This is a genomic window from Pseudomonas fluorescens (genome assembly GCF_900215245.1).
GTDB lineage: Bacteria > Pseudomonadota > Gammaproteobacteria > Pseudomonadales > Pseudomonadaceae > Aquipseudomonas > Aquipseudomonas fluorescens.
This window is the reverse complement of record NZ_LT907842.1, coordinates 88,584-100,671: the sequence shown is the minus strand read 5'-3', so window position 1 is coordinate 100,671 and position 12,088 is coordinate 88,584. Positions and strand designations below refer to the sequence as shown.

Below are 12,088 nucleotides of genomic sequence, written 5' to 3'. Positions count from 1 at the left end.
CGGCAGAAATCGGCCAGAAGCAGTCATTCAACACTCTACAAAATCAGGGGCGATTCAATAACAGCCAAACATAGGATTCAGCCCCATAATTTTTTCCGTCCGAGAAGCCTGCGTGCTCTATGACGGCGAGACTCCCTAAAACCGCATCCATCCGTCACATCCCACCTCCAGCCCCCACCCAACCTGCCGATAACCCTACTAATCGCATGCCTATCCCTGCCCACCCTTGATCGAGTCCACCACATGAATCCACTTTCCCTTCTAAAAAAAGCCCGGGCCGATCGTCAAGGCACCGCCACGCTCACCAGTACTGCCAACGACCTGGACGCCGCACTCACTGCCTTACGCATCACCCCCACCCTGATCACCGGCTTTATCTCGCCGCATCTGGACATCGACGTAATCGCCGCCAAGCTCAAACGCCGCTTCCCCCAATCCACCATCAGCCTCTGCACCACCTCCGGCGAACTCTGCAATGCGCCCAATTCGTTGTATTGCGCCACCGGCGATCGCTGGGATCGGATCGTGTTGCAGTTGTTCGACGACAGTCTGATCGCCTCGGCCGAGGTGGCGATGGTGCCGTTGGAGTGTGAGGACATTCGCGGTGGCGGTAAGCGGTTGGGAATGCAGGAGCGAATTGCCAAGTTGGTGTCCAATATCAAGCGAGTGCAGGTACGCACGTCGATTGATCATCGCGATACGTTGGCGTATGTGGTGTTCGACGGGTTGTCGGCGTCGGAGTCGTTTTTTATGGAGGCGCTTTATGAGTCGGGGCGGTTTCCGTGTTTGTTTGTAGGGGGATCGGCCGGGGGTAAGTCGGATTTCCAGAAGACGCTGATTCATGACGGTCAGCGCAGCTATCAGAACCATGCACAGATTGTGTTCCTGAAGACGGCGGCGCATGTGCGATTTGGGGTGTTCAAGAGCCAGAACTTTAAACCGGCGGATTTGACCTTCAGTGTGCTGACCGCATCGGTTGAGGACCGCACGATTGACCAGGTGATCGACAGCAACGGCAATATCAAGAGCATGGTGCAAGCACTGTGTGATGCTTTCAGTTGCGCGCCCCAGGCGCTGGAGTCGAAGCTGGCGGACTATTCGTTTGCGATTCGGGTGGGCAGTGAGTTGTTTGTACGATCCATCGCGCGTATCGATTATGAGCAGCAGATCGTGCAGTTGTTTTGCGACGTGGCGCCGGGCGAGGAATTGGTGATGGTGCGGCGTACGCCGTTGCGTGAGGCGACGCGCCTGGACTATGAGCAGTTCCTGCGCGGCAAGGGTGGCCAGCCGGTGGCGGGGATTTTGAATGACTGCATTTTGCGCCGGCTGAACAACGGCGCCGAGCTGGGCAGCATGGCTGGCATTTTTGGTGATGTACCGTTGGCGGGTTTTTCGACCTTTGGGGAGATTTTGGGCTTGAACCTGAATCAGACGTTGACGGCGATTTTCTTCTTTCGGGTGGCCAAGGGTGCGAGTTTCAGTGATGAGTACGTGGACAATTTCATCGCCCATTACGGCGAGTTCAAGGCATTTTTCCTACGGCGCCAGGTGAAGAAGTTGGCGGGGTTGAACCATGTGGTGGTCAAGCAGATTACCGCGTTCAAGAACAATGACTTCAGCAATACCCTCAATACCCGTGGGCTGGACCGCAATATCCTGCCGGTGTTCGAAGGCTTGGCAGACTTAGGCATGGTGTTGGCCCATGCCGAGCGTCAGCAGGAGGACATCGCCGCGCAGCTCAAGCATTACTCGGGTGAGTTGCACGCGTCGATGGATGAACTGGTGGGTACGATCGACCAGCAGAACGCCGTGTCTGCCCAGGCCGGGACAACGGTGGAAGGGCTTTCCAGCCAGGCGGATGTGGCGGTAGAAGGTGCGCGCACGCTGGCCGGGTCGAGTTTGCGTATCCAGTCGATTGTGCAGGTGATCCAGCAGATCGCCGGGCAGACCAACCTGCTGGCGCTTAACGCCGCCATTGAAGCGGCGCGCGCGGGCGACCTGGGCCGGGGTTTTGCGGTGGTGGCGGATGAAGTGCGCAAACTGGCGGAAATCACCCGTAAGAATGCGGCGGAAATCGGCGTGGATATTGACCTGCTGTCCAGTGAGATCCAGCGCGTTGCCCAACAGATCGAAGACCAATCCACCGGCGTCGGCGCGTTGCGCGAAATGCTCGATGCACTGGAGGCGTCGAGCCGCGCGACCGAGGGTACGGCGCAACGCACTAAAACCATTGCGGATACGTTGACCGGGCTCACCCATGCGTAGGCGCAAGCCGAGTCGCCAGGGCTACAACGCTCATTCGCAATAAAGCGTTTTTACACACTCTGGGTCGATCGCAGTCGTTCATGACAGTCTGCAATCGGCCAAAAGCTGCCATTTGAAATGGCCAGCCATTACCTAAGTTAGGCGCTCGCGCTCAACTGAAACCTCTGAAAAATGAAAATCTCGCCCGTCCGTCTGGTGGTGCAAGGGTCAGCAGGCCATAAGTTATCCACAACTATCCCTGTCGATTTTCAGGCGTCAAAAATTATCCACAGCGACGTCCTTAAAAAATTTCGGATCCAAAGTTTTTTCTCTTGAAGGCCTCAGCCCATATAGGCTGCGGCTCATAGACTGTATCCATATACATACTAACAAGTTATCCACAGGCTTAAGCCTTGCAAGTGCCGTAAAACCACACTATGTTGTGTTTTAATTAGCAGATAAGCCCATATATTGTGCTTTTTGGAGATTTGAGCATGACGGATCAAAACTATGCGTCTTGCCCACTATCCACTAGCGAGGAGAAGTACTGTGGTTGAATCGAAGCAAGAGCGCTTTCAGATTCTAGCGCTATCGGGTGGTGGTTTTAGGGGGCTGTACACAGCCAAGATTCTCGCGGATTTAGAGGAGGAGATTGGGGCGCCCATAGCTACCCGATTTGACTTGATAGCAGGCACCTCTATCGGAGGTATTCTTGCCTTGGCAATCGCTTCCCGTATTCCTGCGAAGACTATGGTTGATCTGTTTGTTGAGCATGGGGAAGAAATCTTCAAACGGCGATTCTCTCTGATGGGTATGCTGAGAGCACCGTACTCTGCAAAACCTTTGCAGAGCCTGCTCAGTGCTCCGTCGCTCTTCGGTCAACGCACGCTGGGCGACTGCAAACATCCAGTGCTCATCCCGGCAATCAACTACTCGAGCGGACAGCCTCAAGTTTTCAAGACCTCACACCATCCTAGCTTCAAACGCGACCATAAATTTCGGCTGGTAGACATCGCCTTAGCCACGAGCGCCGCTCCTGCTTATTTCCCTCGGCACACATTCAATAACAACCAGTACGTCGATGGAGGATTGTATGCCAATGCTCCAGGCTTGTTAGCCGACCACGAAGCGCAGACTTTCTTCCGTCAACCTTCCGAGACCGTGCACCTGTTATCCATCGGTACCATGTCTTCGAAGTTCACCGCCAACCCCGGCCGCAATCGTGATGGGGGGACCTATGACTGGGGAGGCATCAACCCCACAAATACGCCCAAGCGCCTCTTTGGACTATCCATATCAGTTCTTGAGTCGCTGAGCGACTTTATGCTTCGTCACCGTCTTCCTGGCCGCTACATCCATATCGACGAAACCTTAACTGACGAGCGCGCTAGCGCAGTCGCGCTCGATAAAGCAGACCGCCCCGCAAAAGAGGCCCTGCTGGGCGCCGCCTCTGAGCAATCCAAGTTCTGGCTGGGGAAGGATGAGTTTCAACCTTTCCTTACTCACCGGTCATCACCGCCGCAGTTCTTCTATGGCCCTAACGCTACCCAAGGGAGTCGTGAAAATGCTGAAATTGAATAAGCTCTTCCATAAGGGTGGCGCGGACGCCAATGTGTTTGAGGATCGAATTGCACCTACGCGAGAGCAGCGCAAGTTCTTGATGGAATGCAAAAACAAGGTTCGCGAACATTTGAAGCCACGCATTCGTGCAGCTACAAAAACTATTTTAGGCATGGAGCATGTGGTGGAACCACGATTCAGAACTCAAGGGTCCTGGTCCTATAACACGTGCGTCGTGCCTGCCAAGTCCCCAGTTCAAGAAATGGACTGGGATTATGGTGTTTACCTCCCTGTCACTGTATGGGAGGAAAATGGTCCGCCCCACCAGATGGCCAAAGCATACTTTTCTCTGGTCGAAGAGCTGCTGAAAGACCTGTGCAAAGCAGAGAAATGGGATCTGATCACTGGCAAAAAAACCTGCATACGTATTCAAATTGCCGACTGGGCCCATATCGACCTTCCCCTGTACGCTGCACCGGAAGAAGAGTTCGAGACCATTACCGAGCGGGTCTCGCTTGAGAAAGCGATGCTGGATGGCATGGAACACATCGCAAATGCCCGTGCCATGGATGAAAGCTATCAGTCGCAGCAGTGGAAAGATCTTGACCATATTGCAATGGCTACTCGTAGTGGTGAATGGCGTGAGTCTGATCCGGAAGCAGTAGCAAACTGGTTTCGAGACCGCGTCGAAGAGCATGGCGAACAACTGCGTCGAGTATGTCGCTACCTCAAGGCTTGGCGGGACGAGCATTGGGATAACGGCGGCCCAACATCCGTCTCGATAATGATTGCAGTTGCCCAGAACTTTGTTGCCCAATCCGGTCGCGATGACCTAGTAACTGAAGCAGCATCCAAACATTTGGGTGTTGTCTTCAAGGGCGAGATAAGGGAAGCCGGGATAGATGACAAGAAAGAGGATTTCAACCGCCTTGAGGGGCCTGACCGTGCAATTGCTGCGCGTCGTTTTGCCGAACTGGGAACCGCAATCTACGAAAGCCGGATGATGCGAGAGCATCAAAAAGGCCAAGCGGTGACTCAAATGAGAGCCCAGTTCGGCAGCCGAATGCCCTGGGACGCCACACTGATTGAGGTGGGTGGTGAAGCGGATGCGATCCGCAACACCGCTCCAGAAAAAGTAGCCCCACCCGTCGTTCTGTCCAGTAGTGCAGGCTGAGGAACCCTATGAGCGCTTTAGGCGAAACCTTACGGGCGCTCAGAGCTCGTGGCTTTACACCGGTAGCTGCCAAGCTACCGGTGCGTGCCTTTAAAGGGGGGCTGGCGTGTAAAAAAGGCGACGTGTCAGTCAAACTCACAATCAAAGATTGGGATTTCCTGAGCTATCCCGCGATCTGCATATTTGATCGTCCTGATTTCCTCCCTGAACTGATGCCGCACATCGATGTGCTGGGTAATCTCTGCTACTTCGCACCCGGCTCCGTAACGCTTGATCGATACGATCCCGCGACCGCTGTGTTGCAGTGCCTCAACCAAGCGACGGCGATACTCGATCGAATCGCTACGGAACCCCAGTACCGAGACAGTGACATTCAAGATGAATTTCCCGCTCATTGGGAATATGGCCAGACGAGCGCCCCATGGGACGTCCTCATGGGACACACGACCGAAAAAGACCTGTGCGCGCACTATTTCATCATCGAAAAATCCGGCAAGAAGCGTGTATTCATTTCAAGCGACCGTGAAGAAGCAGAAACGTTAGCATCGTCGTTGGGTGGCACGCTAAAGCCTTCAAGACTTCGTTGCTGGCTGTTGAAAACCCATATCTCCCCGGCAGTACCAAAGGCCATGCCAGGGACTGTTAAGGAATTGTTTTCTTGGTTACGCACGTGGGATAAGGCTCTTTCAGCCAGCGTCCAGAAAATTCTCTCTGAGCCTGACTACCTGAAATTCAAGTATGTTTCTTTTGCCATCGACACGCCTGTCGGCTGGATTGGTTTTGGGTTCAACCTGGACCATTTAAAAAGAAAAGGCTACGGCCGAAGCCCCAATCGTTACAGGCAATGGCTTCACAACAAGGGAGGAGAAACACCTCTCATCCGGCTATCCATCGAGCAAGTCAGCAGTCAGTTTGTTCACAGCAGAAACCTTCACTTCCCAGATCTTTATAATAAAAGGGTAACCGTGGTGGGCTGCGGAGCCATCGGCTCATTTGTCGCTCATGCAATGCTGCGCCTAGGTGCAGGCACAGGGAAACTTGGCGGCTTGAAACTGATTGATCCAGACCGGATAGGGCCAGAAAATTTAGGCCGCCACATACTTGGCTACCCGTCACTTTTCGAATTCAAAGCCACTGCACTTGCAGCAGATTTGAATCGTCAGTTTCCCCACAGCAAGATTGAGTCGATCACAGGGAGCGTATTTGCTCATCAAGGGCTATGGGGATCGGAGTTGATAATTGACGCGACCGGTGAGGAAGCTGTCAGCGAACTCCTTAACGGCCTGCGATTACAGCGAAAAAGCCACATACCTATTTTACATGTGTGGATCCGTGGTAACGGAGAGGCAGTACAAGCACTTTGGACTGACGACAAAGGCGGCGGGTGCTATCGCTGCCTTCTCGTTCCCAGTGCCAATGCTCATCGGCAAGAACGCTATCGGGTACTCAAAAACCCGTCTGTTCGCAGAACGGATGGCTGCCGCGCGTACACACCTTACGCCGTCTCCGCACCTCTACATGCTGCGGCACTGGCCACAGAGATGGTGTGTGACTGGTTACAGGGATCGCCTACTCCATGCTTCAGAACGCGCGCCACAGCAAACGCCGACGTGTTCAGCTTGAAAAATAAAAATCTCTCGAAGATCAAGGGCTGTCCTGCATGCGAACCGCAATAGTGTGGGAAGCCTCGCCACATCATCACAAAATTCTTGTAGAAGGCGCGCCTCTCCAGACCATGGATAGGTACCGCCAAGACCGAAGCGACAAAACCGAAGCAGGGGGGATTTTACTGGGATATCGGAAAGGTCCACACCTTCACATCGTCCAAGTTACAGTTCCGCAGTTGACCGACCGGTGCCGCCGCTTCCGATTTGACAGGTCCGCTCATCATCATCAGCAAATCGCCTTGGACCAATGGCATGTTAGTGAAAAGACCATGGACTATCTGGGCGAATGGCACACACATCCAGAAATCAATCCATCTCCTTCAGGCGTGGATATCAATGAGTGGGTCAAGATCACAAATCGTCAAACCAAGCCTATGGTGTTCATGATTTTAGGTCTGGCAGGAACTATATGGCTGGGGCTCTCGGTTCACCACGCGCTGATCAAATGCAGCACAACAGCCACCGAGGGTACTTAGGAAACCCGAGGCGACTTGTGATTAGGTTTCGTAGCCCAGTGCATTCTGTTGCCACCGGCAGCTATTGGCCGGTAGCGGTCTGTTGTCGGGAAGCAAACGCCAACCACGCCGCAAGCGAGCATAACGGCCGCTTTGGTTAGCGTGGCGCGCGATTGCTGGCCCCGCATGAGTGATGTCACAATGACTCGCCACGCTTTGCACGCTCAACGATAAGCGCGTTTCACGGACTATCACCATGCCTAGCCACTGTTGCTGTTCTAACACGCCAGGCCCGCCGAAGAGAGTTCTCCTGGTTCGGCTGCGTCGACTGCTGTGTTTTGTGCTCGTCTGGGGTCAGGCTGTGTGGGCGGGTTCTGGCCCTCAACAGAATGGCGCCGAAGAGGTGATTGATGTACAGCTACGTTGGAAACATCAATTCCAGTTCGCGGGCTACTATGCCGCCATCGCAAAGGGCTATTACCGCGAAGAAGGACTGGACGTGCGCTTGCACGAAGGTGGCCCCAATGTCACACCGGTCGAAGAAGTGCTCTCTGGGCGCGCCCAATACGGCGAAGCCAATAGTGAATTGCTCTACGCACGTCTGCATGGGAAGCCCTTGGTAGCGCTGGCGGTGATTTTTCAGCATTCACCTTCCGTGCTCGTGGCTCGCACAGACCAAGGTGTTCGCACTGTGCACGACCTGATCGGCAAGCCGTTGATGCTGATGGATGCACAGACCGATGCCGATTTTCTGGCGATGTTCCGTAGCGAGGGTATACCCCTCGAAAAACTACAACTGCTACCCAGCAGTTATCAAATCGGGGATCTCGCCAGCGGTAAAGTGACGGCGTTCAACTCCTACCTGACCAACGAGCCCTTCTACCTGCAACAGCGGGGCGTGGAATACAACATCATCTCGCCCGTCACCTACGGGATCGACTTCTACAGCGACATCCTGTTCACCACCCAGGCCGAGATTGACGAACATCCACAGCGGGTCGAGGCTTTCCGCCGCGCTACCCTGCGCGGCTGGCGCTACGCGATGGATAACCCCGAGCAAATCATCGACCTGCTGCTCAATCAGTATTCGGTGAAGAAAAGTCGCGCGCACTTGCAATTCGAAGCTCAGGCTATGCGTCCGCTGGTGATGTCTGACCTGATCGAGATCGGGCATATGAACCCAGGGCGCTGGCAACGTATGGCTGAAACCTTCCTCGAACTGGGTATGGTCGACAATATCGCCGGTCTGGAAAACTTCATTTACGATCCCAACCCGCCACAGCTCATCGAGCGGCTGCGCAAGACCATTGTGCTGATCAGTATCGGCTGTGTGCTTGTCCTGATGTTCGCTCTGGTTCTGTTGAATGCCCAGCGCCATCTGCGCAAGGAGATCAAGTTGCGCAAACTCGCCGAAGAGGAAGTACACAAGCTGGCCTTCTATGACAGCCTGACTGGCTTACCCAATCGCAATAGTTTTATTCCCTTTGCTAATCAGAAGCTGCTGGCCGCAAAGAGCCGTGGAGAACATTTGGCCCTGTGCTATATCGACTTGAATCACTTCAAGCAGATCAATGATCGTTTTGGCCACCAGGCAGGCGATGTCATCCTGATCCACGTAGGCACGGCCATCAAATCCAATATTCGCGAGTTCGAAATAGCCGCGCGCATGGGCGGTGACGAATTCGTAGTGCTGCTCGACGGCGCGCATCACCGAAGCGATATCCAGCGCATCACCCAAGAAATCTGCAAGGCCATCGACCTGCCCATTCCATGGAAAAACAGCCAGATCAAGGTCAGCGCCAGCCTAGGGGTGGCGTGGTATCCGGAAGATGGCGAAGGTCTGGACGATCTGATTTTCAAGGCCGACACCGCCATGTTCAAAAGCAAAGCCAGCATCGCTGCGCAGGTTTGAAGCGGATTGCGTGGTGCCCCTGCGAAAAGACTTGGTAGTTAGAAACCCGTGCGCCACTGCGGTTTGCGTGCGTGTCGTCCTTCGCATGACGCTTCTAGTCAGGGCCGTGACTGACCTGGATTGTAGAAGCTGAATGATCTATAGCCGCCCACGCTAATCCTCCGTCCGCTCCTGGCCCAGAGTATGTAAAAACGCTTGGTCAAAATTGAAGTGCGCGCGTCTACGTTCCATCTGAAGTTTATCGGCACGTCTGCAGAGGTGGGTTTCGCGTAGAAGCGCGATTTCCAGTCCGGTTTTGAACACCGGGCGCGCTCAAAAACGGTTTTACACAGCCTCGACCCTAAGCAGACGTTAGAGCAGGGTAAATAAAGTCGTCCCCTTTCTCCGCATACTGAAACAGCACGGCGTTCACATACCTACTGGCGCCGGGCAAGACAGGATTGATTGAAGCTCAGTGTGATGACACGAATGGCGACGGGGTTGTCGGTGCAGGCAACGCATACGTCTGCTTCATCCATGCCACCTCCGCTATCGGTGTGCGGCCGAAGAGGCGCTTGAAGTCGCGGCTAAATTGCGAAGCACTTTCATATCCCACCAGAAAGGCCGATTTGGCCGCTGTCAGGTCGTTACGCAGCATCAGTAATCGCGCTTGATGCAACCGCGTCGACTTGAGGTACTGCATAGGCGAGGAATCCGTCACCTTGCGAAAATGTAGATGAAAGTTAGGCACACTCATCTGCGCTTCCTGGGCCAGGTCTTCTACATCCAGATGCTCGTGGTAACAGCGGTGAATTTTGTAAATGGCACGCGTCACCTTGCCGAACTGACCCCGCTGGGCGATTGCCGCGCGTAGGGTGCCGCCTTGTTCGCCGGTGAGGATGCGGTAGTAGAGTTCGCGCAGCATCGCCGGGCCAAGGATTTGCGCGTCGGTGCGGTCGCCCATCACTTCCAGAAAATGCAGGGTGGACTGGCGTAGCGGTTCATCCATGGGCGAGGCGTACATGCCCATCGGCTGAGCCACTCTTATGTTCCATACCTTATCGACCTGCTGAATCAGCTCGCCGGCCAGGGCGAAATCCAGACGCAGGTAAATCGCCAGCATCGGCTCCGCCTCGCTGGCATCGGTCTCTATTGTAAAAGGCACTGGCACCGACACCACCAGATAATGCTGGGCGTCATAGACGTAAATTTCATCACCCAGATAACCGCGTTTCTGCCCCTGACAGAGAATGACAATTCCCGGCTCATACAAAACCGGCGTGCGCGTCAGCGGCCGGTTGGAACGCAGAAAACGCACATCATCCAGCGGGCTCAGGTTGTAACCCTCCAACGGTGCAAGCTGGCTCATCAACTGCACGATACGCGCTGTGCTCGGGCTCTCGGGTTTCGGCATCGACATTATGTCCTCCCCTTTCATGCTCAGCCGTCCGTAGAACAGCTAAGCGTCTCCCATTGCTCAATACTCTCCGCCGTCCGGTGCAGCTTGTCACGCACCAGAGCCAGAGCATCGCTGCCCAACAGTAGGTGAGCCGGTGGGTTGGGGCTCGCGATAATCGTCAGCATCGCGCGTGCGGCTTTTTGTGGATCGCCCAGTTGATGGCCGCTTTTTTCCTCACGGGCTTTTCGTACCGGGTCGAAAGTCGCATCGTAGTCACTGATGCTGCGCGGCGTACGCTGCATCGAACGACCTGCCCAGTCCGTTCGGAACGACCCAGGCGCCACAGCCGTGACAAAAATATTGAAGGGTGCAAGCTCCTTGCTCAACGTGTCAGAGATGCCCTCCAGTGCAAATTTGCTGCCGCAGTAATAAGCAATGCCCGGCATGGTGATATAGCCGCCCATGGACGTGATATTCAGGATATGCCCCGCCCGCCGCTGGCGAAAATACGGCACGAACGCCTTGGTCATCGCCACCGCGCCGAATACATTGACGTCGAACTGGCGGCGCATTTCCGCCAACGACGACTCCTCGAAAATCCCCTCGTGGCCATACCCCGCGTTGTTAACCAGCACATCCACAGGGCCATACTGATCCTCAACAGCGGCGACCACTGCGTCAATGGCATTAAAGTCGGTAACGTCCAGCACCACACAATGGGCCCGACCAGGCGAGAGCGCCTGGAAGATTGCCAAAGAGGATTCGCTGCGGACAGTGCCGATCACTCGATGGCCTTGGGCGAGAGCTTCCTTAGCCAGGGCCTGGCCGAAGCCGCTACTCACGCCGGTGATAAAAATGGTTTTTTCTGCACTCATGGGACGCACTCCTGAAGATATAAGGTGAGGCCATGCTAGGGCGGAGAGCGGTTGGGGGACTATGCCGGATTGGATTTTAGTATTGCCTGATTCTATCGGAGTGCTCGGTGAGCAACCTGAAGCCTGATGACAGGAAACGAGACCAAAGGAAGAAAGGGAACGGACTTCTCTACCCTGCTTTGAACGTTCACTATTGGACGTTTTCTGCCTCTCGCGATGGGCGGAAAACGACCCATAGCGGCCATACACGAAGGCTCAGCTACAACACGTGTAAATGCGGTTTAGCGGATGAGATTCAGTGTATTTTTGGCCCGCTCACCACAGCAATGCCTCAACTTCATCATATTTCTCAGCGACCTTAAGGAAGGGTTCCGCCCAACCACTGCTGAGGCTGACTTCTTGCAGGGGACCGGTTGGAGCAAACAGAACTGCAAATTTTAGCCTTTCGGGTAACACGCCAGACTTCAGCGTACTGACCAACCCTAGCAATTCTCTTTTTGCCTGTGCTTCGTCCTCCCAACTTGACCAGCAGAAGTCATTGTCCGGAAGAGAAATAAGCTCAATGGCTGCTTCAAGAACATGGATGAGACTTTCAATAGGGAAGTCGTGATTTAACTCGCCATGAATCAGCTGCCTTGCACGATCCAAATTCATAGGGTGACTGCCTTCTTCCTGTTTGTGGCGGTTAAAACAGCATTGAGGCTAGCGCGTACAGGGATGGAGAAACAAGGGAGAAGCCCCCTATTTCCGAACGTCTGCTCTTGGCCGGTTGCTGCCGTTCGCAACCGACAACTCTCGCCCATTAGCAGCTTTTCACGCCCAA

General features: G+C 54.5%; 9 protein-coding genes. 6 read left to right on the top strand and 3 right to left on the bottom strand.

From position 1 onward, the window contains the following. Positions 1-243: 243 nt before the first annotated feature. The 6 genes from CPH89_RS00485 (at position 244) to CPH89_RS00460 (ending at position 9,012) form a co-directional block, all read left to right on the top strand. Positions 244-2,265 carry a methyl-accepting chemotaxis protein gene (locus CPH89_RS00485; protein ID WP_053257157.1) on the top strand — a complete coding sequence of 674 codons (2,022 nt, stop codon included), beginning with the start codon at positions 244-246 and terminating at the stop codon, positions 2,263-2,265. Positions 2,266-2,793: 528 nt separating this feature from the next. Further along, entirely contained in the window at positions 2,794-3,825 is a 1,032-nt protein-coding gene (locus CPH89_RS00480) for a CBASS cGAMP-activated phospholipase (protein ID WP_232005424.1), read from the top strand. After that, the gene (locus CPH89_RS00475; RefSeq protein ID WP_053257155.1) at positions 3,809-4,978 is read left to right on the top strand and encodes a CBASS cGAMP synthase; all 1,170 of its coding nucleotides are present in this window, start codon (positions 3,809-3,811) and stop codon (positions 4,976-4,978) included. Before CPH89_RS00480 ends, CPH89_RS00475 begins: the two co-directional genes overlap by 17 nt. Positions 4,979-4,986: 8 nt before the next feature. Then, a complete protein-coding gene (locus CPH89_RS00470) occupies positions 4,987-6,654 on the top strand; it encodes a ThiF family adenylyltransferase (RefSeq protein WP_053257154.1) in 1,668 nt (555 codons plus the stop codon). Next, a complete protein-coding gene (locus tag CPH89_RS00465) occupies positions 6,639-7,121 on the top strand; it encodes a Mov34/MPN/PAD-1 family protein (protein WP_081006391.1) in 483 nt (160 codons plus the stop codon). The genes CPH89_RS00470 and CPH89_RS00465 overlap by 16 nt, the downstream gene beginning before the upstream one ends. A 382-nt stretch (positions 7,122-7,503) precedes the next feature. Beyond that, positions 7,504-9,012 carry a GGDEF domain-containing protein gene (locus CPH89_RS00460; RefSeq protein WP_232005423.1) on the top strand — a complete coding sequence of 503 codons (1,509 nt, stop codon included), beginning with the start codon at positions 7,504-7,506 and terminating at the stop codon, positions 9,010-9,012. A gap of 451 nt (positions 9,013-9,463) precedes the next feature. Here CPH89_RS00460 and CPH89_RS00455 read toward each other — a convergent pair whose 3' ends face one another. From CPH89_RS00455 to CPH89_RS00445, 3 genes are all read right to left on the bottom strand, one after another. Further along, positions 9,464-10,405 (bottom strand): AraC family transcriptional regulator, encoded by a 942-nt coding sequence (locus CPH89_RS00455; protein ID WP_053258013.1) that lies wholly within the window; start codon positions 10,403-10,405, stop codon positions 9,464-9,466. A gap of 26 nt (positions 10,406-10,431) precedes the next feature. Then, entirely contained in the window at positions 10,432-11,265 is an 834-nt protein-coding gene (locus CPH89_RS00450) for an oxidoreductase (RefSeq protein ID WP_053257151.1), read from the bottom strand. Between the two features lie 315 nt (positions 11,266-11,580). After that, entirely contained in the window at positions 11,581-11,919 is a 339-nt protein-coding gene (locus CPH89_RS00445) for a hypothetical protein (protein WP_053257150.1), read from the bottom strand. Between the last annotated feature and the right edge of the window lie 169 nt (positions 11,920-12,088).

Coding starts and splice junctions, on each gene's coding strand:
- CPH89_RS00485 (WP_053257157.1), top strand. CDS start 244: ATGAATCCACTTTCCCTTCTAAAAAAAGCCCGGGCCGATCGTCAAGGC.
- CPH89_RS00475 (WP_053257155.1), top strand. CDS start 3,809: ATGCTGAAATTGAATAAGCTCTTCCATAAGGGTGGCGCGGACGCCAAT.
- CPH89_RS00470 (WP_053257154.1), top strand. CDS start 4,987: ATGAGCGCTTTAGGCGAAACCTTACGGGCGCTCAGAGCTCGTGGCTTT.
- CPH89_RS00465 (WP_081006391.1), top strand. CDS start 6,639: ATGCGAACCGCAATAGTGTGGGAAGCCTCGCCACATCATCACAAAATT.
- CPH89_RS00455 (WP_053258013.1), bottom strand. CDS start 10,405: ATGCCGAAACCCGAGAGCCCGAGCACAGCGCGTATCGTGCAGTTGATG.
- CPH89_RS00450 (WP_053257151.1), bottom strand. CDS start 11,265: ATGAGTGCAGAAAAAACCATTTTTATCACCGGCGTGAGTAGCGGCTTC.
- CPH89_RS00445 (WP_053257150.1), bottom strand. CDS start 11,919: ATGAATTTGGATCGTGCAAGGCAGCTGATTCATGGCGAGTTAAATCAC.